Annotated in this window: 20 protein-coding genes; 8 read left to right on the top strand and 12 right to left on the bottom strand. The window is 38.8% G+C overall.

All coding sequences use genetic code 11. The annotated features are described in order from the left end of the window. The first annotated feature begins 3 nt into the window (after window positions 1-3). From PQ460_RS06780 to PQ460_RS06770, 3 genes are all read left to right on the top strand, one after another. Window positions 4-1,290 carry an amino acid permease gene (locus PQ460_RS06780; protein WP_274172885.1) on the top strand — a complete coding sequence of 429 codons (1,287 nt, stop codon included), beginning with the start codon at window positions 4-6 and terminating at the stop codon, window positions 1,288-1,290. Window positions 1,291-1,361: 71 nt separating this feature from the next. Continuing rightward, a complete protein-coding gene (locus PQ460_RS06775; RefSeq protein WP_274172140.1) occupies window positions 1,362-2,504 on the top strand; it encodes a VanZ family protein in 1,143 nt (380 codons plus the stop codon). Between the two features lie 179 nt (window positions 2,505-2,683). Next, on the top strand, window positions 2,684-3,442 hold the full coding sequence (locus PQ460_RS06770; RefSeq protein WP_274172139.1) for a YdcF family protein: 759 nt from the start codon (window positions 2,684-2,686) through the stop codon (window positions 3,440-3,442). A gap of 141 nt (window positions 3,443-3,583) precedes the next feature. Here the strand turns inward: PQ460_RS06770 and PQ460_RS06765 are convergent, their stop codons facing one another. The 3 genes from PQ460_RS06765 to PQ460_RS06755 form a co-directional block, all read right to left on the bottom strand. After that, window positions 3,584-4,231: a nitroreductase family protein gene (locus tag PQ460_RS06765; protein ID WP_273613232.1), complete on the bottom strand. Its 648-nt coding sequence runs from the start codon at window positions 4,229-4,231 to the stop codon at window positions 3,584-3,586. A 42-nt stretch (window positions 4,232-4,273) separates the two neighbouring features. Then, on the bottom strand, window positions 4,274-4,696 hold the full coding sequence (locus tag PQ460_RS06760; RefSeq protein WP_273613233.1) for a MarR family winged helix-turn-helix transcriptional regulator: 423 nt from the start codon (window positions 4,694-4,696) through the stop codon (window positions 4,274-4,276). Window positions 4,697-4,961: 265 nt separating this feature from the next. Continuing rightward, the gene (locus PQ460_RS06755; RefSeq protein WP_274172138.1) at window positions 4,962-6,260 is read right to left on the bottom strand and encodes a hypothetical protein; all 1,299 of its coding nucleotides are present in this window, start codon (window positions 6,258-6,260) and stop codon (window positions 4,962-4,964) included. A 150-nt stretch (window positions 6,261-6,410) separates the two neighbouring features. Between PQ460_RS06755 and PQ460_RS06750 the strand changes: the two genes are divergently transcribed. Continuing rightward, a complete protein-coding gene (locus PQ460_RS06750; protein ID WP_274172137.1) occupies window positions 6,411-7,319 on the top strand; it encodes an FUSC family protein in 909 nt (302 codons plus the stop codon). A gap of 160 nt (window positions 7,320-7,479) precedes the next feature. On the opposite strand, the gene aspA is transcribed toward PQ460_RS06750, so the two are convergent. The 5 genes from aspA to thrC form a co-directional block, all read right to left on the bottom strand. After that, on the bottom strand, window positions 7,480-8,889 hold the full coding sequence (aspA, locus tag PQ460_RS06745; protein WP_273613236.1) for an aspartate ammonia-lyase: 1,410 nt from the start codon (window positions 8,887-8,889) through the stop codon (window positions 7,480-7,482). A 200-nt stretch (window positions 8,890-9,089) separates the two neighbouring features. Then, window positions 9,090-10,385, bottom strand: a complete 1,296-nt coding sequence (locus tag PQ460_RS06740) for an arsenic transporter (protein ID WP_274172136.1) — start codon at window positions 10,383-10,385, stop codon at window positions 9,090-9,092. Window positions 10,386-10,421: 36 nt separating this feature from the next. After that, window positions 10,422-11,738, bottom strand: a complete 1,317-nt coding sequence (locus PQ460_RS06735; RefSeq protein ID WP_274172135.1) for an SMI1/KNR4 family protein — start codon at window positions 11,736-11,738, stop codon at window positions 10,422-10,424. Window positions 11,739-11,896: 158 nt separating this feature from the next. Beyond that, window positions 11,897-12,310, bottom strand: coding sequence for an Rrf2 family transcriptional regulator (locus PQ460_RS06730; protein ID WP_273613239.1), 414 nt, complete (start codon window positions 12,308-12,310; stop codon window positions 11,897-11,899). Window positions 12,311-12,552: 242 nt separating this feature from the next. Next, window positions 12,553-13,953 carry a threonine synthase gene (gene thrC, locus PQ460_RS06725; protein ID WP_274172134.1) on the bottom strand — a complete coding sequence of 467 codons (1,401 nt, stop codon included), beginning with the start codon at window positions 13,951-13,953 and terminating at the stop codon, window positions 12,553-12,555. Window positions 13,954-14,182: 229 nt separating this feature from the next. Between thrC and PQ460_RS06720 the strand changes: the two genes are divergently transcribed. Together PQ460_RS06720 and PQ460_RS06715 are read left to right on the top strand one after the other, a co-directional pair. After that, complete coding sequence (locus tag PQ460_RS06720; RefSeq protein WP_273613241.1) at window positions 14,183-15,193, top strand: BMP family lipoprotein; 1,011 nt, start codon at window positions 14,183-14,185, stop codon at window positions 15,191-15,193. Window positions 15,194-15,245: 52 nt separating this feature from the next. Then, complete coding sequence (locus tag PQ460_RS06715) at window positions 15,246-17,006, top strand: methyl-accepting chemotaxis protein (protein WP_274172133.1); 1,761 nt, start codon at window positions 15,246-15,248, stop codon at window positions 17,004-17,006. A 109-nt stretch (window positions 17,007-17,115) separates the two neighbouring features. Here PQ460_RS06715 and PQ460_RS06710 read toward each other — a convergent pair whose 3' ends face one another. From PQ460_RS06710 to PQ460_RS06695, 4 genes are all read right to left on the bottom strand, one after another. Next, on the bottom strand, window positions 17,116-17,973 hold the full coding sequence (locus PQ460_RS06710; protein ID WP_274172132.1) for a formate/nitrite transporter family protein: 858 nt from the start codon (window positions 17,971-17,973) through the stop codon (window positions 17,116-17,118). A gap of 357 nt (window positions 17,974-18,330) precedes the next feature. After that, entirely contained in the window at window positions 18,331-19,350 is a 1,020-nt protein-coding gene (gene moaA, locus PQ460_RS06705; RefSeq protein ID WP_273613244.1) for a GTP 3',8-cyclase MoaA, read from the bottom strand. Window positions 19,351-19,417: 67 nt separating this feature from the next. Continuing rightward, on the bottom strand, window positions 19,418-20,245 hold the full coding sequence (fdhD, locus tag PQ460_RS06700; RefSeq protein ID WP_274172131.1) for a formate dehydrogenase accessory sulfurtransferase FdhD: 828 nt from the start codon (window positions 20,243-20,245) through the stop codon (window positions 19,418-19,420). Between the two features lie 5 nt (window positions 20,246-20,250). Next, window positions 20,251-20,601, bottom strand: coding sequence for a Na-translocating system protein MpsC family protein (locus tag PQ460_RS06695; protein WP_273616339.1), 351 nt, complete (start codon window positions 20,599-20,601; stop codon window positions 20,251-20,253). A 498-nt stretch (window positions 20,602-21,099) separates the two neighbouring features. On the opposite strand from PQ460_RS06695, the gene fdhF reads away from it, so the two are divergent. Next, window positions 21,100-24,039 (top strand): formate dehydrogenase subunit alpha, encoded by a 2,940-nt coding sequence (fdhF, locus tag PQ460_RS06690; protein WP_274172130.1) that lies wholly within the window; start codon window positions 21,100-21,102, stop codon window positions 24,037-24,039. Window positions 24,040-24,421: 382 nt separating this feature from the next. After that, a complete protein-coding gene (locus PQ460_RS06685; RefSeq protein ID WP_274172129.1) occupies window positions 24,422-24,916 on the top strand; it encodes a helical membrane plugin domain-containing protein in 495 nt (164 codons plus the stop codon). Window positions 24,917-24,986: the final 70 nt, after the last annotated feature.

Raw genomic sequence — 24,986 nt, 5'->3', positions numbered from 1 at the left:
TTTATGGCTATGGGTGGCGTGATCGGAACAGGGATTTTTAAAGGAAGTAGCGAAACGATAGGATTAGCAGGACCTGGGGTTATTTTCACCTACATTTTCGCAGGTATATTACTATTAGTAGTAATGGGTGCTATTGCTGAAATGGCTACCGTTTATCCTAATATGAATATGAAAGACTTTATCCGCCAAGCGTTTGGCGAACGATTATCTTTTATTGTGGGCTGGTTGTACTGCTTTATGTGGTTATCGGTCTGTGTGATAGAAGTTATTGCTGCGGGTAGCTTTCTTCAGTACTGGATGCCTGATGTACCACTCTGGATACTCAGTCTAGCAAGTGCTGTTTTTATTTTGTTAATTAATACGATGAGTGTTGGTAATCTAGGCGAAGTCGAATTCTGGCTTGCAGGGATCAAAATAGGAATGATTATTATTTTTATCGTACTAGGTGGTTTGTTGTTATTTGGTATTATTCCTAGTGATCCTACACCTTACTTGAGCAATTTTACAGCTCATGGCGGATTTTTCCCTAACGGGTGGACAGCTATTATATCTGCTTTGCTCGTCGTCATGTTCTCTTATGGTGGCTCTGAACTGATCGGACTGACATTAACCGAAACAGAAAATGCAGATAAAATTTTACCTAAAGTAGTAAAAAGCTTTATTTTGCGTGTTGTTTTATTTTATACCTTACCGATTCTAGTCATCTGCGGATTAATTCCGTGGAACCAGCTTAGTGACCAGACCAGTCCATTTGTACAAGTATTATCTTCTACAGGGCTACAAGGTGCGGCTCATATTATGAACTTTATTCTGATTACAGCTGTATTGTCTGCTGCCAACTCTGGAATCTATGGAGCAACGCGGATGTTACATTCACTGGCTACGAATAATGAAGCACCCAAAGCACTTGCCAAAACATCTGCAAAAGGAGTCCCTATCAACAGTCTGATTTTGTGTGCTGTTGTGCTTTTAGGTGGATCTATGCTGGCTTATGTAGCACAGGATCAAGTATTCGGCATTTTGCTTGCAGTACCAGGCTTTGTCGTGTTGTTAGTATGGATTAGTATCTGTCTGTCTCAATTAAAATTAAGACGTTCTTATCCGACTCAACCTACATTCCGTATCTGGGGTTATCCTTATATTACAGGGATTACTACGCTGTGCCTGATGATTATTGCAGTGTTGTTTATATTTGATGCTAATAATCGAATCAGTATTGGAGCTTGCTTGATCTTCCTGGCTTTCCTGATTGTATGGTCTATCTTTAAGTTCCGCAAATCTGCTCATTAAGTAGAATTGAACACGATGTAAAGATACATTAGACTAAAAATACAATCTTTTTGCTGGCAGGTGTCATACCAATGTATCAATCTTATCTGTTTCCGATTGCCTATGCTTTTATCGCGTTTCCGTTTGTAGCTGCCTTATTTACATTGCCATTTCTGATTGTACAGTATCGCAAATATGGTTATATTCACAAAGTACGTGCGATTACGCTGTATTTGTTGTTACTGTATCTGATGAATGCTTTTTTTCTGGTGATTTTGCCTTTACCTTCTTCACGTCATAATCCGGCATTGGCTAATGGTGATCTACAATTGTTACCATTGCAATTTGTATATGACTTTTTGAAAGAAACATCGGTTTCGTTTGCGCATCCTTCTACTTACTGGCATATGTTTGTCGAACGAGCTTTTTTACAAGTGATCTTTAATATTTTGCTGACTATACCGTTTGGAATGTTTTTGCGTTATTACTTTAGAGTGCGCTGGGTTAATGGATTGATCTTATCGTTTTTATTATCGCTTTTTTTCGAGACGACTCAATTGACCGGAATCTATGGTATTTATGATCATGCTTATCGGATATTCGATGTGGATGATTTACTATGTAATACGCTAGGCGGTATGCTTGGATTTATGATTGCAGAATGGATTGCGAAGCGTCTACCCCGTATTGAACATCTAGACCTGCATATTGATCGCTCCAGTAAGCGTGTATCGTATACTCGCCGTGCTGTTGCTTTTATGATTGATCTATTTATCTGGTATACATTGATGATCTTGCTGACACTTAATGATGTTCCTGTTCCTTTTTGGATATCTAGTGGTATTTACTATATTCTTATTCCTTATTGGACACATGGAATTACGGTAGGAAAATGGATCGTCCGTATCTATGTAAGTAGCACCCATCCTGATCATTCCAGAGTGTCTTTGCTAGCTTTGACGATTCGATATGGTCTGCTGTACTGGGTATTTCTTGGACTCAATAATATTCTTAGTGATACGATTGTGTTGCCAGATATTCATACTTTTTGGCGTGCGTTATGTAGTCTACTTTTATTTGTAATCGATATTAGTTTTTTGATGCATCTAATGTCTTGTTTTTTCCGCAAAGGATCATTGTTATTTTATGAAAAGCTCAGTCATACCAAGCAACATATTCAGTGGCCAGAGTTAGAGCAACCTTCTGCTGATATCCAAAACAAACCAAATAGTTAACTGCACTATAAAGACAGCTTGATATCACCGATCATTGGGATCTGTGTATATCTAAGCTGTCTTTATTTGGGTGGTTGGTTTTATGATCGATACAACCATGTTACAATACATTTAATTATCTAAGTAGATTCTAATGGATTGTGTCTCTGGTGCGCAATAAAGAAGGCGGTTGATCATTTTTGATTTATATTATTAAGTTTTTGTATAGTTTTGTGCTTCCTCCCGGACTTTTTCTAGTATTATTATTCGGTATTGTAGTCTGGTTATGGAGAAGCCAGTTTAATGTAGCGATGGTGTTACTCGCTATTACTGTATTGTTATACATATCTTCGATTAGCGTTGTTAGTAATTTGCTCATTGGCAGTCTAGAACGTCAATATCCACAACCTACTATTGCTGAACTTCAAGGAGATGTGATCGTTGTACTGGGTGCTGGAGCTTCCAAAGGTACACCTGATATCGATGGTACTGGTAATATGTATGGATCAGCAGGCAACCGTCTGATTACAGCTGCACGTCTACACCGGATTACAGGGTTACCGATTTTATTTTCAGGTGGTCAGGTATTCTCAGATAGCGGTAATGAAGCTGATATTGCGAAGCGCCAGCTTTTAGGAATGGGTGTAGAAGAAAGTAAACTTATGGTCGAAAATCGTTCACTTAATACCGCTCAGAATGCTAACAATACGGCTGTTATTTTAAAAGAAAAAGGATTGTCGCATCCGATACTGGTCACCTCTGGGTTCCATCTGCCACGCTCTGTGATGCAGTTCAAGCGTGTAGGATTAACGGTACAACCTTTTCCAACCGATTATTGGGTAAGTCAGCCTTCATCAATGTATTTCAGCAAATTTTACCCGTCAGCAAGCGCAATGTCTTCTACGGCTACAGCGATCAAAGAATATCTAGGTATGTTAGCTGTAAAAATAAAAAACTAACGTTATCTTAATCAAGCTAGTTTATCTTAATCAAGCTACTTTGGATTCAAAATATAGCAAAAAACCTCCTTGCACTGGATACGTGCTGAGGAGGTTTTTTTCGTTTAGCTTATTTAGTATTCATCTCTACGTTGTAGACGATTATTTCCACTCTGCTACTTTTTCTACAGGAAGGCGACCTGAACCGTGACCTTCGCTGTCTGCTTTACCCATCGACAACAGCATTACCGGTACATAACGATCTTTTTCCATACCAAATGCTTCAGCAATTTTGGTTTTGTCATATCCACCGATAGCATTTGTATCATAACCATGAGCACGAGCAACCAACATCAATTGCATTGCTACAAGGCCGCTATCAATCAATGCGATATCTTTACGTGCAGCATCCGAAATATTTTCATAATATGCTTTAGCAAATGGAAGTTGTTGATCTCTTACATCAGCAGGCATATGACCCGCTTCTACAGCAGCATTGAAGATTTCATCTGCATTTTCTTCATGACGAAGATCACCGAAAATAGCAATAACCGCAGAAGCTGTCTCTACTTGACGTTGATTAAACATCGCAAGTGGCAACAATGTAGCTTTAGCTTCGTCACTTTCGATCACTAGAAAACGCCAAGGTTGCAAGTTGATCGAAGATGGTGCACGTGTAGCTTCTGCCAAAATTTCAGTCATTTCTTCGCGGCTAATTTTTACAGTTGGATCGTATTTTTTAATTGAACGACGCTCTAAAGCAATTTTGTTAAAATCATTTGTTTTTGTAATTTGGTTTACAGTATTCATGGGAAAACTCCTTTAAATGTAAGTTATAATTATATTTTTTATTTACATCTCGCTCATATTTTGATTGAGACGACGCAACATATTCAATAATTGCTCTTGTTCTTGCTCTTCAAAATTCTGAAGCATCTCTTTAAGAAATTGTTCTTTTTCTTTGGTGTATGCTAGAATTTTTTGCCGACCTTCTGCGGTTAGCTGTACCAGTGTAAAACGATTGTCTTCAGGACTCATGCGACGTGTCACCATTCCCGATATTTCCAATTGCTTCAAATGTCGAGTGACAGCTGCACTATCGATACCAAGTGTTTTTTGCAAAGAAGTCTGACTGATCTCTTCCACTTGATAAAGCTGATGTAACAATTGTAGGCGTGACGCACTTATGCCAGCACATCGTTCAAAAACACAACTGATCTGACGATGTAGCCCTTGCAACTGGTTAAAAATATCTTCAGACGATGAATGAAGCACAGCGTCCCTCCTTGTCCAAGACCAACCATTTATATAGAAATGCTATCAGATAGCATGTTCTCAATTGAATTACTTCTTATTAATTGACCCATCAACTATTGAGTACTCAACTAATATAACACATTATACATATGCTTGCAAATACTATTCTAAAAATTAAATGGTGCGAAATAATAAAACGTTATGAACATCATAAAACCGATGCAAGTTAGATACTCACATCGGTCGTTTTCAGGTTGTTATCGATTATTTAGGTGTATAATGATTACTTCCCTTTCAGATCAGAAGCTTTTACTTTCAAAATCTTGCCTGCTGATTCAGAGACAGGCTTGGTATCTGTGCCAAGACCGAAATAGAAATCACCATTCAATTCTTCAAATGATTTGGCATACGTATCTTGTTTGAATTGTAAGATTTGAGTCCATTTTTTGAGGTTCTTGGTCATATATACTCTATTGATATAAGAACCGTCAGCTTGCTTGGTGTAGGTCAGTACATATGTTTTGTTAGGACGTGTAATAATATCTGTAGGCAATGCTCCTGCATCTGCGAAAGTCACTGTACGTGCAGGATCGGTTATATTTTTGGTGACGATTAGCGCTTTTGGAGCTAATTGAGCATCGTTATATACATCCCCTACAATATAAGCCAGTTGCTTTTTAAAGACTACCGTTTTGCCCATTTTCATATACGGCGTTTTGCCTGCTGTCTGTACATACGTCATACCAGGTAACAAATTAGCACCGGATACTTGTTGTTGAGTCACGTTAAAGTTTTTATCGATTGCCAGAAGATGAGTCTGATCTTTCCAAATATTATTATTTGGCATTAGGATAGCGGCTGTATACAATGTTCCTTTAAATTCAAAAAATTTGTAGGCTCTTGTGCCAATTCCTTTGATCTGGGCTAACTCTTTCCAGTTGGCGCCATTATCTTCTGAAATCAATACTTTTGGTGCACTATCTGTACCGATCGCTGCAAGTAATTTGCCATGATAATAAGCCATATCATATACATGGATACCATCCGGTAAATTGCGATACTTGGTCCATTGATCTCCATCTAAAGTGTAAAAGTTACCAAAGTTCCATTCTTCGCTTTTGGAATCGTTACCTGGAATATACAGTTTGCCTTTTAGAATTTTGAACGTATCGATCTGTTCTTCATTTGTTGCATCTTCTGTACTTTTTTTGCCTGTTTTGGGATCGGTATATGTGACTTTTTGCGTTACAAATTGACTGGTCTGGGGGTTATAATAGACAATAGGAATCGGCCCTGCATTAGGTGAAGGCTGTGCATTACTACTGTTGCCATGACCTAGATAAATTTTGCCATCAAAGACTTGCATATCCCACACATTGCGCGCGTAAGCAGGTGTCGAGAAAGGTTGTCCTAGCAATTGTAATTTGGATGTAACATCGGTGCTCTGGTCTGCTTTGCTACTTGCGGCGCTTACGACCTGTGTCGTAGCTGCTGATAACGATAATGAACTTCCACTCACCAGTAGTCCTGCACATGCTGTACAGATCAAAGAGAACTGTACTATTTTCTTTTTGGTAATCATTATATTCCTCCACTCAGTTAGTGAACTATAGATTTTTAATAACCCCGATTTACGGGTATTAAAGCATATCAGCGTATACGGTTATCTAACCTCCTTATGAATGTACGATAGAAAACGTTTGACGATGTAGAAAGGAATCACAGAAATCTTATGAAATTTTTAGTAGGTATGCGTAACCTCAAAACAGCACTAGCTGTTTTTATTTGCATTATTATCTCACAACTTCTGCAATTAGAGTATCCTTTCTATGCTGTGATTGCAACTATCATTGCGATGGAAAACTCGGTCACCAATTCGTATACTGTCGGCAAAAACCGAATGATGGGTACATTGGTAGGTGCAGCTATTGGTTTTATTTTCGCCTGGATTGATCCACATAGCGCCCTCTTTTCAGCGATAGGAATTGTGATTGTAATTTATATTTGTAACTTGCTTCACTGGAACAAATCGATATCGATTGCAAGTATTGTCTTTCTAGCGATTATGTTGAATTTACGTCCCGGAGAGAGCCCTTTTTTGTACGGTATGCACCGGGTAGCAGATACGTTGATTGGTATTGGCGTAGCTGTAATCGTCAATTATCTTGTTTTCCCACCGGATCATGAACGATTGATGGAGCAAATGCGCAGTGTATTACGTAAACATTTAACCAAGCTTGCTCATGAATTACTGCGGGAAGGTGGAAATATTCATATTAGCCCGCTCAAAAAAGATATGGCTAATCTGGAAAAAGCGTATGAGACATATGCTTCTGAATTCCATCTCAAAAAGAATAAACAAAAAATGCTAGCACATCTAGAACAAGAAATTGATGTGTATCATAATACGTATTCTCATATGCGGATGATTCGTCTATTGACCGATGAATTGCCTACACATCATCACTGGGATCTTCCAGAGCAACACCATAGTCATCTGATGGCTCAATTGCCACTGGATCTATCTTCTCAGCAGATTATTTATAATTATCATGTAAGTTGTATTTTGCAAGAAATGAGTACACTTGGCTTGCTGATTCCTGCTCATATTGCGCAACCATTTACAAAGTCGTCCACATAAAATAAGCGATGCTATCCTTCTATTGATAAGGAAAAAGCATCGCTTATTTGTTTTTTATAATATAGGTTTATGCCAACTGACTTTGATTAGAGGCAATGTACAATATTAAATACATCTAATACTAACAAAATATCTTGTTCTGATGCGAAAAAGGGCTCTATTATTCTTTATGCAACAATTGCTCGCCTGCAATACCCGGTTCTGTCATTTGATAAGGATCAAGAATAATATTCAGTTCTTCTTCTGTCAGTACGTTATAAAGTAAGCACAGTTCACGTACAGGCTTACCGGTCTGAATCGCTTCACGTGCAATCCGTGATACCACTTCATATCCTAGATGAGGATTCAGCGCTGTAATCATCCCTACACTACGCTCTACATATTCACGACAACGATCCACATTCGCTTGAATACCATCGACACAATGCAGACGGAAAACAGTAAATCCTTGCTTCATAATTTCTAAAGATTGCAATAAATTATAGACCAATACCGGCTCCATTACATTCAGTTCCAGTTGACCTGCTTCTGATGCAAGACAGATGGTGTGATCATTACCAATCACTTGAAATGCAATCTGATTCACTACTTCACACATTACCGGATTGACTTTACCCGGCATAATAGAAGAACCCGGTTGGCGCGCTGGCAGTACCAATTCGCCCAGACCTGCGTATGGCCCAGATGCCATCAAGCGAATATCATTAGCCACTTTGGACATATTCATCATACAGATTTTGAGAGCAGCCGATACTTCCGTATACGCATCGGTATTTTGAGTAGCATCTACCAGATGATCAGATGCCACTACAGGAAATCCACTAATATCAGCCAGTATTTCAGCTACACGTACAATATAACGCGGATCAGCATTAAGCCCTGTACCAACCGCTGTTGCTCCCATATTGATATGCAGTAAGTTTTCTTTGGTTGCTTCCACGCGGCGAATATCCCGTCCTAATACACGAGCATATGATTGAAATTCTTGTCCTAAGCGGATCGGTACCGCATCTTGCAAATGAGTACGTCCCATTTTGATCACTGTATCAAATTCGTCTGCTTTGACCTGAAAAGATTGTTGTAATTCACGCATCGCTACAAGCAATTTTTCGATCATCGATAATGTTGCGATATGAATTGCTGTTGGAAAAGCATCATTGGTCGATTGTGCCATATTCACGTGATTATTCGGGCTAATATCCACATAACTTCCTTTGTCTTTGCCCATAATTTCCAATGCACGATTAGCGATAACTTCATTGGTATTCATATTAATCGATGTACCTGCTCCACCTTGAATCGGATCAACAATAAATTGATCTTGCCATTGTCCGGCAATGATCTCTTCAGCTGCTTGTACCATCGCTTCCCCTTTAGGGCCATATAGACGCGACAATTCCATGTTTGCAATCGCCGCTCCTTTTTTGACGATCGCCATAGCACGAATCAATTCAGGGTGTAGACGTTGTCCGGTAATCGGAAAATTCTCTACCGCACGCATCGTCTGAATACCGTAATAAGCTTCATCTGGCACTTGTTTCGTACCCAAAAAGTCTTTTTCTATTCTCACAATTCATTCCTCCGACTGTTTGCCTTTTGTTAAAAACGTCATAGTTGTTCTACATTGACTATTATATGCTTCCATTATAATATACGCCACTACATTCAACCCTTATTTTGTAAACGTTTACAATCTAAAAAATAAATTAAACAGCACTGCTTCTTGTTGAGAAACAGTACTGCTTTGAGATCAAGATATTTATATTTGAATTATACAACCAGTAACCACAAGTATAATCCAAGCAATGTAATAAATAACGTTGGAATAGTCAAAATAATTCCGATTTTAAAGTACGTTCCCCATGAGATTTTGATTCCTTTGGTAGCTAATACATGTAACCATAATAACGTAGCCAACGAACCAATTGGTGTAATCTTAGGCCCTAGATCCGACCCGATTACATTTGCATATACTAGCGCTTCGCGAATCGGCTCTGAGGTTACCGTCGCTTTGACAGCTAACGCATTAATCAATACTGTCGGTAAATTATTCATGACTGATGATATGATCGCTGCAATAAAGCCCATTCCCATAGTAGCTGCTAACATTCCATGATCAGCAATCTTTTGAATAAGTATAGCTAACAGATCTGTTAAGCCTGCATTACGTAGCCCGTACACTACAACATACATACCGATAGAGAAAAATACGATCGACCACGGAGCATTTTTGAGTACTTCTTTGACAGGCACAATAGGGCTTTTGCGTGCCAGGATTAAGAAGATAATGACTATTACGCCAGCAACAATAGAGACTGGAATTTTCAAAAATTCACTCACAAAATATCCGATTAACAATACGATTAATACAATCCATGATAATCGAAACATCCGTACATCTTTAATTGCATCCATAGGTGGTTTTAGATGAGTAGTTTCAAACGTACGAGGAATACTTTTGCGGAAATAAAGGTACAATACACCGATACTTGCAATCAAGGCGAATAGATTAGGCACTATCATATGCCCTGCATATTGCATAAAGGTAATGCCAAAATAATCAGCAGACACAATATTTACAAGATTACTCACCACTAATGGCAAAGACGTTGTATCTGCTATAAACCCGCCTGCAATAATAAAAGGAAACACTTTACGCTCATCCAGATTCAAAGCACGTACCATCGCCAGTACAATAGGTGTTAAGATTAAGGCTGCTCCATCATTTGCAAATAATCCGGATACAATCGCTCCTAGAATACCTACATAGATAAACATCCGTACACCGTTACCACGGGAGATATGAGCGACATGCAGTGCTGCCCATTCAAATAATCCTACCCGATCCAAAATAAGCGAAATTAAAATAATACCTACAAATGCTAGCGTAGCATTCCAGACGATCATGGTCACATCCCAGACATCATGAAAGCTGACTACACCTAGAAGAAGCGCAAGTATTGCTCCTCCACAAGCAGACCAACCAATCGATAGATTTCGTGGTTGCCAGATCACAAATGTTAATGTGATCACAAAAATAAGACACGATAATATAACCAAAACCACGTAGTTAGCCTCCACTGTACATCATTCTTTATCTAATTATTCAAGCTTATAGTGATCCAATACATACAAAGCTTCTGCGATAATTCGTTTTTCTTTTTTGATCACTGCTTTGCTCATCACTTGTTCTAATAATACACGCACACTTTCTATTTGTTCAACTGTGTCAAAAGTTTGCTTCAATTCTGTTTGTTTGCCCAGAGCAGAAATAGCGATTTGTTGATGTACATTTTTGCTTTGTAGCCATTCTTTATAATCTTCACTATGAGGACGAGAAGCTGCAAATAGATCATCCCAACCATCATATGGAAAATTCACTCGATCTTTGATCCAACGAATCACTTTACGACTGTGAAAATTCTTCAGCCCTGTGTTAGCTTCATATCCATTGAGTTTGCGTCCTTTTTCCTTTTCTTTCTCTTCGATCTTTTTCCATATCCGCTCTAGTCCTTCATCTTCTGGTAAACAGATTGCTGTCAGGTACGCTAGAATATACGAATTAATACGTTGTTCTTCCGGTAAATTCCATAACTCACGCACCCAATCTGCCGCATGATGACGGTTGATTAAGCCTGTATATTCCAGTAACCCATCTTTGATAGACTGATTATGTTCGGTATGAAGCCGTTCAAGCCATGCTTGTAATACATCATCTGGACGGTACGCGGAGAAGGCTTGAATTATAGTATCGTCTACTCCATTCAATTCGGTATAACGAATCAATTGATGAAGATTTTGCTTTGCTTCTTCGAATGTAAAATAAAGATAATCATGAATCCATTGCTTCCACTTCTTCGATTGTTGACTATAGAGATTGAGACCACAGTTATCGATAAAAGGAGTGTATTGCCATTCCTCTGCACCGATTCCACTCAACTCTGTGACTTTATTTAAAAAGTCTGTTAGCGATACTGCTAAAATACGAAATTCACCTGTCTCATGTCCCCAATGAAATACCATTGGACGCTGAGGATTACTATACAAATCTAACAGCAGTTCATCTCCGTTACCGGCATGATAAAAACATAAATAACGCTTTTGATCAATTTGCTCATCGTCTCCAAAGTCTGAAAACATGATACTTTCGATATTCCAGCCCATATCTCCTGATAGATCAAAAGCTGCTGTCTGTGGATACGTAATCTGCCAGTACACAGTGACTTTTTTACCACCGTCTTGTAACAGACTTCTTAATTCTTCTGGCAAAGTCACTTCTAACTCTTGTTCCATATCAGTGATCTCTTGATCAGTAGCTGGTTCTTCCCACAGTAATGCTGTGGATGCTCCTTTCTGCTCCAACTGGTGCAGTAATTGCTTCCATTGTTGTTGCCATTCGATTAGATTCTGTTGCAGCATTGCTATGTCATCCTTTCCATACTAAAACATTTGATTTTATCATATATGCTTACAAAGAATCTGTAACTGATACAGCTTCTTTTTAGTACCCATTTTAATATAGGCTTAACGCAAACAAAAGATCGCAGACTCATTCTCTGCGATCTACAATGTATAAACTATGAAGAATGAGATGCCATAATTTCAGATTTGATCGAGACATCAATCAACTTTTTGTTTTTGAGATACTCTTCCATCTGACCTTCTGCTTCAATCATAACCTGCTGAATCGCACACTGAGCATTGTTATTTAAGCAACCGGTGAATAAAGAGTTCACCCCTTCAATTGCATGAATAACTTCCAGAAATGAAATGTCTTCACCCTTGCGCTTGAGTCGGTAACCTCCATTTGCACCTGATGCTGATTCGATCAATCCGGCTTTAACCAATTTGGTCAAAATTTTGGACAGATATGTGGGCGACACTGAAAACGTTTCAGCGATTTGTTGAACACCTAACGATTTGTTTACTTCATTTTGAACAAGATATACCATCGTATGCAGTGCATAATTCGTTGCTTTTGAAAATTTCATAAAGACACCTACTTCCAGTGTTTAGCATCATATATTCGTTAGTTTGAGCTTGTTTATTTTTATTACATATAATCAAGATGTATGATGTCTTTTATTTTAACGAACGAAAGAATGACCGTCAATCTGTCCGCTCCTATACCTATAATAAAAACATCCTTTACCTCTAAATCTATAACAATGTTTTACATCATCATAAAGATATAGAGGGTAAAAGGATGTGGTTGAATGCTATATATGATTTGTTAATCTAACGCATAAAAAGATTCTAATTGACGTACTATCTCTGCTGTATCATGCTCCACTACTTCTTGATATTGAGGTTTGGCGAATAGTTCTTTGATTTCTTCAGGGAACTCTTGCTCAATCTCACACAAGATAATCGCTTCATCAAATTTAGCTGGATGAGCAGTAGCTAATGTAATACAGATCTCATCATCACCTTGATATTTCTCATAAGCTGTAATGCCACAAGCGGTATGAGGATCAAGTAGATAATCATGATCGCCTTTGTATTTCAAAATCATATCCAGACATTCCTGATTCGATGCGCCATAAGCTGCAAAGTCACTTTGTACTTTGGCAAGATCATCGCCTGTCATTACGATTTGTCCTTCGCTTTTTAATACATTCATATATTCAGATACTTTAGCTGCATCTTCCCCTACAAAGTAATACAGATAACGCTCAAAATTACTAGCCACTTGAATATCCATAGAAGGGCTGTACGTACTTCTAAAATCACCAGGCTTGTACTCACCTGTCTGTACAAAACGCTCTAAAATATTATTTTCATTCGTCGCAATAATCAACTTGTTGATCGGTAAGCCCATTTTTTGAGCCAAAAATCCTGAAAAGATATTACCAAAATTACCAGATGGTACGCTAAAGTTGATTTTTTTCAATTGATGCTGTCCTTGATCGATATGCAAGTAAGCATAGAAGTAATAAACGGTCTGTGCTAGAATCCGCAAAAAGTTAATCGAGTTGATCGCACGTAGATGATATTCTTTTTTAAATGCAAGATCACCGAATAGCTCTTTAATGATTTTTTGACAATCATCAAAATTACCTTTTACTGATAAGTTCAGTACATTTTGATCATCTACTGTTGTCATTTGTAATTCTTGTACACGACTAACTTTCTCATGTGGATGCAAAATACAGATTTTAATTCCTTCTTTACCACGTACCCCTTGAATTGCAGCCGCACCGGTATCTCCAGAAGTAGCTCCCAAAATATGAATAATTTCGTTTTGCTTTTTGGATACATAGGAATAAAATTCACCCATAAATTGCAATGCAACATCTTTAAAAGCAAATGTAGGTCCGTGGAACAACTCCATAATATACAGAGAATCATCAATCTTAGTAATCGGTGTAACTTCAGGATGACGGAAATTCGCATAACTACGAGTCGCTAAATCTCTCAAATCGTCTGCTGGAATCTCATCATTCGTATAATAAGAAAATATAGTAAGGAATAAATCTACATAACTTAGACTTTTCCATTCATTTAACGTCTCAGGAGCAATCACCGGAATATGCTCGGGTACCATAAGACCGCCATCATCGGCAAGTCCCATCAAAACAGTATCAATAAATCCTTTTGGCTCTACTTGTCCTCTAGTACTGATATACTTCATGCTTCTCCTCCAGTAATAACGAATTCGTATTTTTATTGTCTATCATACCCTGTCACAGTGTCGCATCCAAGCATTAATTTCAAAAAACATATTTTCTAGCTAAATATTAATTTAAATTTGAAATAATTATAGATTCCACAATAAAATTTTATAAACGAAGTTCTACGATTAACCGATATAAGAAAGGAAGTTATTTATTTTGGGATTAGAGAGGAATAGGAGAAGTATTATGAGAAAAAAAACATTTCTGTCTGGATTTACAGCTTTGATCGCAATCATGCTTTTATTAAGTGCTTGCTCTTCTCAGCAAGCGACCACAGAAGCAGCAACAGCGACTACCAAAACTAAAGTAGGTATCGTGCTATCAGATATTGGGTTAGGTGACCAATCTTATAGTGATGCGGCTTTTCGTGGGTTGATCAAAGCGCGAAATGAAGAAAGTATTATATTTGATTATAAAGAAATTTCTCAGACCAAAACGTATGATGAAGCTTTTAACCAATTAACGAAAGAAGATAACGATGTTATTATCGGACTTGGTTACATCATGAAAGACAGCTTAGAAAAAGCGGCTAAAGCTAATCCCAACAAACAATTTATTATCGTGGACGAAACATCAGAATTGCCTAACGTGGCATCGATTACTTTTAAAGAAGAAGAAGGTAGTTTTTTGGCAGGTGCTGTAGCTGCTATGGCAAGTACATCGAACCGTATTGGATTTATCGGTGGTGTTGAATCCCCGTTATTACACAAATTCCAATCTGGATTTGAACAAGGAGCGCGCTCTATCGATCCTAATGTTTCTTTTATTACGAATTATACAGGTGATTTTGGTAATCCAGCTGTGGGTTCCAAAGCAGCTAAAGATATGATTGAAAACGACAATGTCGATGTCATTTATACAGTTGCTGGCTTGACTGGAGTCGGTGCGTTACAAGAAGCCCAGACTCAAGGTAAATACGCAATTGGTGTAGATAGTGATCAATTTTTTGTCGCTGAAAAAGCAGTACTGACTTCGATGATCAAAAATGTCGATGTTGCTCTTTATAGCGCATTACAATCGTTTGCCAAAAACAATCACACCTTTAAAGATAAAGATATGGTATTTGGTCTAACCGATGATGGTGTAGGCTTAACTGATATTCATGTTATTCAATTAACCGCAGAACAACAAAAACAATTAGAAGACTTGAAGAAAAAATTAATTTCAGGCGAAATCAAAATCGATTTGACTTCTTAATTAATGAGTACATTATAGCTCCTTAATTTCAAGTAACTACGTGGAGGAACTTATGAAAATACAAGGTAAATTAGTATTAAATGCGATGATTTCGCTAATTGCTTCCTTAATTCTTGTCGCATATATCATTTTCCAATTACTCAATATCAATTCACAAAATAATAATCTTGTACCAGCGATGCTAAATGTTAAACAGCTAGACGGCAATATGGTACAGACTGGGCAAGCTTTGGCTAACTTCTCCTTTACGATGTCAGCTAGTAACAAATCGATTGTAAATACACAGTTGAATCAAACACAAGCTACTATTGATACATTATCAAATGGCATGTTACAGACACCAGAAGAGCAAAAGCGTCTGTCCGCAATCGTAACGAAATTCAAAGAATTAAGTGACGCTTCTCAACAAGCATTAACAAATAATGATAGTGCAGAAGCGAAGCGTCAAAGTATTCGTATTGAAGGTGTTCAAAATGATATTTATATTTTGAATGAAATTACGCAAGCACGTTATAACGAATACACGAAAGATTTGACCAACAGTATCGATCTAACTTGGCAAATTGCTTTGGTCGGTGCGATCTTCTTATTAATTGCTGTCGGTGTATTTAATACATGGACTGCTCGCAAATTCGCACGCCGTACTCAACAAATGAATATTGCAGCACAACGAATTGCAGATGGTGATCTTACAATCAAATTAGCAGAGACTAAAGGTAAAGACGAGCTCGATGATCTGAATCGTTCTTTCCATATTATGATTGATAACTTGCGTAGTATCGTGACTTCAATTGATCAAGCAGGAGTTCGTGTAGACAATATGGCTCAAGATATTGACCGTAGTAACGATGTGATGCAAGAAATTGTGAATCAAGTTGCTACTTCTACTGAAGAGCTAGCTATCGGTAGTCAGAAGATTGCGGAAGACCTTAGCACAACTGTTATGGTTGTCGATGATATGCAACAGAAATTTTCATCTAATCTAGAGACTACTACTGAATCAGCAGCATACAGCGAAGAAGCGATCCAAGCGATTCAACAAGGCAGTCTAGTGATGAAGCAACAATTGCAACTCGTTGCTAACAATCGTTCTGCGATGGCTGAAGTGGAGAAAACAGTCACTGAACTCGAAAAAAATGCAGAACAAATTACAGATATGACCAAGTTAGTCTCTGAAATTGCTTCGCAAACAAACTTGCTTTCCCTTAATGCTTCGATTGAAGCGGCTCGTGCAGGTGAAGCAGGTAAAGGATTTGCTGTAGTTGCAGATGAAGTGAAAAAGTTAGCTTCTCAATCTGTCACAGCTGTACAACAAATCTTCGCTGCTGTGGATAGTATTACTATTGCTATGAACAAAGTAAAATCTTCTGTCGCTCAAAGTATTGATCTGTTCCAGGAGCAAGAACAAGCTACCAGTTCTACTGATGCTTCATTCGCTGCGATCAGCCAAAAAGTAGGACAGATTGCTGAGCATGTAAGTAAACTCGCTACAGATATGAAAGTGTCTCAAGATATGAGTAATCAAGTGCATCAAGCGATAGAAAATATCAGTGCAATCACTGAACAATCTGCTGCAGGTAGTGAAGAGATTACTGCTTCGACTGTTGAACAACAACGTTCGTTCTTGGAATCAAGTGAAAAAGTGAAAATGCTTCGTCAGATTCGTGAAGAAATGCAACATGAACTGAATCGTTTTCAAATTGATATGAGTGCTGATGAATCGGCTAATACTGAGCCATCAAACAATGTTGAACCTATCATTCAACCTTCACCAACTGATTCTACTACGCATAATGAGAAAACATCTGCTTAATCAGTAACAGATCGTATACTATGCTATCAGGTAATCTATTCACATCAAAAAAGAAGCATAACCGTATAGACGCGGTTGTGCTTCTTTTTTTGATGTATAACATACAATATTAATGTTTGATATGAACAGTCGATCCGCTCAATCCTTGCTCATGATAGTTGTTCGTATCGCTGACTGCTTCAGGAGACATACTAGCTTCTGTTGTATATCGATACGCTCCGAAATATGCCAACGCGACAAAGATAGCTCCTCCTACTAGATTCCCCAAAAAGACAGGCACAAAATTTTCTACATATTGTGTCCATGTAATATCCGAACCTGCAAAAATAGCGGCTGGAATCACAAACATATTAGCAATAACGTGCTGAAATCCGATAGCAACGAACGCCATAATGGGGAACCAGATCCCTACAAATTTACCGACTGAATCTTTGCTACCATAAGCGAGCCACACTGCCAAACAGACCAACCAGTTACAACCAATCGCTGATACAAAAGCTTCACCAAAACCTTCACCCACTTTGGCATGAGCAATAGCGAGTGTTTTTGCTAAAAAATCGCCTTCTGTTAATCCAACCACATGTCCAAAAAAGTAAGCAACAGCAATAGCACCGATAAAATTAGACAGCAATACCAGTACCCAATTTACCACTACTTGAGATAACGTAATTTTTTTGGCAAACCATGACATCGCCATAACCATCATATTCCCTGTTAATAGCTCTGCCCCTGCAAGAATCGTTAACATAAGACCGACAGGAAACACCGCTGCTCCAAAAAATCCAGCGATCGAACCTAATTCTTTGGGCGCTGTCCCGATCACACGTATATCTGCCAAAAATCCAAGCGAAATAAAAGCGCCTCCAAGAAACCCTAAAATAAGTACTGTCCAGAACGGTAATTTTGATTTTTTGAGACCATTTTCAGCGGTGATATTCATAATTTCTTGCGGGGTGTAAAAAGACATTGTAAACCCTCCATGTTCATCGTGGTTGTTACTCATCGTTGGTATCATCAGTTCAAAAACGCCAAAAAACCACCATTAACAATGCCCTAATATTCCTCTTATATATGGCTAAGCATCAAGAGGGCTAGAGAATAATTAATGCTGGTTAATGCCCTTACAGACTCCTATAAGGATATCAATCAACGATCGATTCAGGTTTAAAGCAAAAACATCACATGAGTCTGCTTCAAACACATATTGCTACTGCTCATTAAGATTAATCTCGCCTTAGAAATTTGTCAATACTGTGACAACTAAAATTTTGCAATATACAATTCTGCTACATTTTGAAATAAAAAAATAGAAGGGTTGCCCCTTCTATCCTCCAATATGCGACATTTCTACTTTATGACCATTCGGATCATTTTTGTCAGAAGCTAATCCTCGTTCTAACGAATATTGATCTTTACGATTGGTCCATACCGCTTGTATATAATCGGCAATCTGTTCATCACTACGATCTGAACGCAGCCACTCTCTTAAATCATGACCTTTTGTAGCAAATAGACAGGTATATAATTTACCTTCTGCTGACAATCGTGCTCGTGTGCAGGAAGAGCAGAATGCTTCTGTTACTGAAGAAATAAAGCCTACTTCTCCGATACCATCTGCAAATTGATACCGTGTAGCAACTTCTCCATCATAATTTGGCGCGATCGGTTGAAGTGGGAAATGCTCTCCGATCCGATCCAGTAATTCTTGCTTGCTGACTACATGCTGACGATTCCAGCCATTGCTATTGCCTACGTCCATATATTCAACCATTCGCAGAATATGACCTTTTTGCCGGAAATAATCGACCATCGGGACAACAGCATTTTCATTGAATCCTTTTTGTACGACCATATTCACTTTGACTTGAAGTCCCGCTTCTGCCGCCGCATCAATCCCATCAAGCACAGGCTGAACACGACTTCGTCCGCCATTCATCTGTAAAAACATATCGTCTTCCAGACTGTCCAGACTCACAGTGACACGATGAAGCCCCGCTTGTCGCAGACTTACAGCCATACGAGATAACAGACTGCCATTGGTCGTTAACGAGATATCTTCTGCATCCAATCGAGATAGACGCTCTATAATATTAGGCAAGTCTTTACGCAGTAAAGGTTCTCCGCCGGTAATTCGTAATTTTTTGGCACCTAGTGATACAAATATTTTAGCAATTCTACCGATCTCTTCCTCTGTCAGTACGCTTTCTTTAGGTAAAAAAGAATAATCCTTACCAAAAATTTCTTCTGGCATACAATATCGACAACGGAAGTTACAGCGGTCTGTGACAGAGATGCGTAAGTCTCTTAATATACGATTATGCTGATCTTTTGAAGTCATAGACACCTCTCCATTCCTCACTTATACCGTGTTGCAACGACTTCGAACTGTATATTTATTTTTCGGTTTCCTACTAGAGTATCATAGAATCCGGTGCTATGTCCTGACATTCCAAAATTCTTTGTGAATGTGTATATACATTGCAAGAATCTCCGCGAATAAATCCAACTGTGGTTATACCCAAATGATCGGCTAACTCTAACGCTAGCCCTGTAGGAGCAGATTTGGACAAAATCACTTCACAGCCAATCTTAGATACTTTCGTCAAAATCTCGGAAGACATCCTTCCGCTAAATACAATAATTTTACCTTCTAGACTTAGATTCTGCTTTAAGCACCAGCCATAAATTTTGTCCAAAGCATTATGACGACCAATATCGCTTCTTGCTACAATAATCCCATCAGGATCACACAAAGCAGCGGTATGCACACCACCGGTATGCTGAAATAATTCTCCACTGTGTTGCACTTCATCCATCAGCCGAAAACAATCTTCAAACGATAACGTAACATTTACTGTATCCATTACTTTGGCTGTACGAGCATCGTTAAAAAAAACAAATCCTTGCCGGCTTGTTCCGCAACATGAAGTGATATAACGCTTCGTAAACAATTGACGGTGCTGAGGTTTCCAGCGATCTGTACGTACATGCACAAACCCTTCTTCTGGCTGTACCCACAGTTCTTGAATATCGTCATATTGTTTAATGACTCCTTCAGAAGCTAAAAATCCTACCGTCATATCTTCAATATATTCAGGCGTACAGACCAACGTAACAAATTCTTCGCCGTTTACTTTGACTGTAATCGGTTGTTCACGAACAACCTGATCTGTGGTCGTGGTGACTTGTCCGCGCCGATAACGCACAATCGTACGGTCTTGTTGCAATTCTTGATCCATCTGCCTCATCCTTGCTCAATATTTTTTTCAAAAACGAATACAGAGATGGCAAAATCATCTTCCACCTTAATATCGGTAAACAAATGCTGTAGTTTAGAACCGCATAATTCTTCCATCCCATCTGGAACATGCTGATCATATAGACCTTGAACCATCTGTGTACGTGCACGGTGTACCATTTCTTTGCCTTCAGGAGTAAGAGCAATAAATTTTTCGGTAGGTGTAAAATTACCCCACATTTTGGTAATCGCCATATTATCAACAAAGGTCGTATGAATCCGTTCAGGGCCTTTGCCAAATGTATCTTTACGCACTTTACGTACGATTTCATTGAAAGTTGTTTCTTTTTTCATCAATAATCCTCCTTGCTCTGATGTTTTGATCATACACCTCATTTTGTAGATTTCAACTATTCCAAGCTAGCATACCGTGTTAATTGTGTCTTGAAATTTCACAAAAGAAGAGTATAATTTAGAGTATTCACATTTTCGTCATAATATAATGGGATTGGTCAGTTAGTATGTCATTGCTAAACGATTACTCCACTTTAAAAGTGCTACCTGAAAAGAGGTAGTGATTTTAAGGTGGAGTTTTTTTATGCTCTTTTTCCTATACCCTTTATATGTATCTAATAGATAATAATACATATAAAAGAAATAAAAGTATAAATATTATACTACAATTATCCGTTATCCATTATATTATGCGCTAATGCTGTGCGATATTTTGTAAAACCCCAGAAGTAAGATACGGGGTTGCACCACAATCATTTTTGATTTCACTAGAAGAAGTCGCATTTATATTGCTAAATGCTTACATCTAGAAATACAACTGTTAAATAAAGGGGTATCTGCATGAGCGAACAACCTATCAAAATTACAATCAATGGCGAATCGTATGAAGCCGGTTCTGGATTAAGTGTACTGAATGTGATCAATCTTGCTCAAATTGAGCATCCACAAATCTGTTATGTTCCTGAAGTCGATCCTATTCAGACGTGTGATACGTGTATCGTTGAGATCGATGGCAAATTAGCACGCGCCTGTTCGACTATCATTACAGAAGGCATGAATGTACAGACCAACTCTGTCTCTGCCAAAGCGGCACAAACAGAAGGTATGGATCGTTTACTTGAAAATCATATGTTGTACTGTACCGTTTGCGACAATAATAACGGCAATTGCAAACTCCATAATACGGTAGAAGCGATGGGTATTGAACATCAAAAATACCCTTTCCAACCTAAAGTCCCTACAACCGAAGTGGATATGTCTCACCCATTTTATCGCTATGATCCCAATCAATGTATCGCTTGTGGTCAATGCGTAGAAGTGTGCCAGAATTTACAAGTCAATGAGACGTTGTCGATCAACTGGGAAGCCGAACGTCCATATGTGATGTGGGATGAAGGCGTTTCTATCAACGAATCTTCTTGTGTAAGTTGTGGGCAATGTGTCACGATCTGTCCATGTAATGCTTTGATGGAGAAATCAATGCTTGGCGAAGCTGGATTTATGTCCGGGATTGGCGAAGAAATGCTGAATCCAATGATCGATTTGATCAAAGATGTAGAACCAGGATACAGCGGTATTTTTGCTATTTCTGAAATCGAAGCAGCAATGCGTGATACCCGTACTCGCAAAACCAAAACTGTCTGTACTTTCTGCGGAGTTGGTTGTTCATTTGAAGTATGGACCAAAGGTCGTGAGATTCTTAAAGTACAGCCTTCTCATGATGCACCGGTAAATGCTATTTCTACTTGTGTTAAAGGTAAATTTGGTTGGGACTTCGTTAACAGTGATCAACGTTTGACCACTCCATTGATCCGTCGTAATGGTGAATTTGTAGAAGCGACATGGGATGAAGCACTGGATCTTGTAGCTGAAAAAATGTCAGCAATTCGCAAAGAACATGGTAGTGACAAATTAGGATTTATTTCTTCTTCCAAAATTACAAATGAAGAAAACTATGTAATTCAGAAATTGGCGCGTCAAGTATTTGAAACGAACAATGTCGATAACTGTTCTCGTTATTGCCAATCTCCTGCTTCCGATGGTCTGATGTCTACTGTAGGTATCGGTGGAGATGCAGGTACGATCAAAGATATCGCCGCTGCTGGTCTGGTTATTCTAATCGGCTGTTCACCGGCTGAAGGTCATCCTGTACTGGCAACTCGTATCAAACGTGCGCACAAATTGCATGGTCAACAATTAGTTGTCGCTGATCTACGTAAACATGAAATGGCTGAACGTGCAGATCTATTTATTCGTCCACAACAAGGAACAGACTTTGTCTGGATTACAGCGATTATGAACTACATGGTTGAACAAGGCTGGCATGCAGCAGACTTTATCCAGCAACATGTTAACCAATTTGATGAATATCTCAAAGCATCGGAACCTTATACACTGGCTTATGCAGAAGAAGTGACCGGAATAGCTCAAGCTGAATTAATTCGAATTGCTGAAATGATTCGTGATGCAGACGGTACTGTTATTTGTTGGGGTATGGGCGTTACGCAAAATATCGCTGGATCGCATACATCGGCAGCCATCTCTAACTTGCTATTAGCAACAGGTAACTATATGCGTCCAGGTGCAGGAGCATATCCACTTCGTGGTCATAACAACGTACAGGGTGCTTGTGATATGGGAACTTTGCCACCGTGGTTGCCAGGTTACCAACATGTCTCTAATGATGAAGCACGTGCTAAATTTGAAAAAGCTTATGGCGTATCGATCTCTTCTGCTCCTGGTAAAGATAATATTGCTATGGTTGATGATATTGCGCGCGGAGAACTTAAAGCGATGTATCTTGTAGGAGAAGATATGGCATGGGTCGATTCCAATGTGAATCATGTACATGAAATGCTAGCTCAACTTGAATTTTTTGTTGTTCAAGATGTATTTTTGTCCAAAACGGCTCAATTCGCAGATGTTGTGTTACCTGCTGCTCCATCACTTGAAAAAGACGGTACGTTCTCAAATACGGAGCGTCGTGTACAACGTCTATATCAAGTGCTTGAGCCTTTGGGCGATTCCAAGCCAGACTGGTGGATTACAACCCAACTTGCCAAACGTTTAGGATTCGATTGGGGTTATACTCATCCTTCTCAAATTTTTGATGAAATGGCAAGTCTGACTCCTTTCTTCTCTGGTTGTAATTACGATGTATTGGAAGGTTGGGGAAGCTTCTTATGGGGTTCAAGCACAGGCGAAAGTACACCTTTGCTTTACACCGATGGTTTCCATTTCCCGGATAAAAAAGCTCGTTTTTCTCTCGTACAATATGTTCCTGCGGCAGAGTTTCCGGCTGAATTTGATCTAGTGCTCAATAATGGACGTTTACTTGAACATTTCCATGAAGGCAATATGACGAACAAATCTAACGGAATTAATCGTAAATTGCCAGAAGTGTTTGTTGAAGTCTCTCCTGAGCTTGCCTTAGAACGCGGCGTTGAAGATGGTACGCTCGTTCGTCTGGAGTCTCCATATGGAGCGATTAAATTAAGAGCAGTCGTCACTGATCGGGTACGTGGTAATGAAATCTATGTACCGATGCACTCTACTAGTCACGAAACAGCGGTCAATCTGTTAACCGGTTCTGCTGTTGATGTACGTACACATACACCTGCTTACAAGCAAGCTAAAGTACGTATGATGGTCTTAAATGTTAAAGGGATTAATCCTTTACCTTCCTCTAATCCTCGTAACAAAAAACGCCATCCGCAAAATGGTGTTGAGGTGCAGCGCAAATGGAATCGTGATGATTATGTTTCTTTAGTGGATATGTAGGTGGGAGGGTTGATGGCGCTTCGTGAGTGAATTGTTCTTGTCGTCGCTGTTGTAACAGAATCCCTTGATTTACCGCTGGGCGGTAGGGATTCTATTACAAAGGCGAGCGCTTCGCTCTTTCAGAACAATCTCACTCCCTTCGCTGGTGCAACTTGGGGTTGTGGAGCAGGGTAAGGCATAGAACCTTTAAAGAGTTTAATCCTTTTAGTGAGTTGAATAAAGTAGTTGGTTTTATAGGGCTTGGCTTTATAAGGATTGGGTTTTACTTTTATTTGCTTTTCATTTTATTTGTTCTTTGTTTTATTGTTGGGCTTGGTGTTTGTGGTTTGGATGTTTGATGGTGAATTTATATGTTTTGAGTGGGAGAAAGGAGAATGAATATATGGCGACTCCGATTACTACGATTCGGAAGCGGGTGCTGACGGAAGAGGAACAGCAGCAACAGACGATTGATGAATTGAAAAAGGAATTAGCTGAATCTAATGCGGCTCTAGCACGTTCGATGTCGATTTTGCGGGAGTTGAATGATAGTGGGATTTTGGAAGCGGCTGAATCTATGCTCAAAGCAAAAGCACATATTGCAGAGATTGCGCTCGGGCAAGTATCACGTAAAGAAATCACTAATCTAATTAACAATGGAATGGCGGCAGCGGGTGCGTTAACTGCGGTTGATCCTGCGCAGACTACCCAGTTAATGAACAGTGTTACCAAAGGATTAGAAGAAGCAGGCAAAGACGATAATACAAAAATAGGTGTATTTTCGCTGATGAAAGCTTTGAAAGATCCTGATATCAATCGAGCGATCCGATTCGGTATGCGATTTATGAAAGGACTTGGTCAAGGATTGAAAGAAAAAAATCCTACTGATCATTCCTAATATATAGCATTAACTATAGCAGACAGTACAAAGTTTATTGACTTTGTACTGTTTTTTTATATCCAAGTAG

The sequence above is a fragment of the Paenibacillus sp. KACC 21273 genome, from assembly GCF_028736095.1.
GTDB lineage: Bacteria > Bacillota > Bacilli > Paenibacillales > Paenibacillaceae > Saccharibacillus > Saccharibacillus kyungheensis.
Note: the sequence above shows the minus strand (reverse complement) of the source record. Positions and strands in the feature narration are given on the sequence as shown.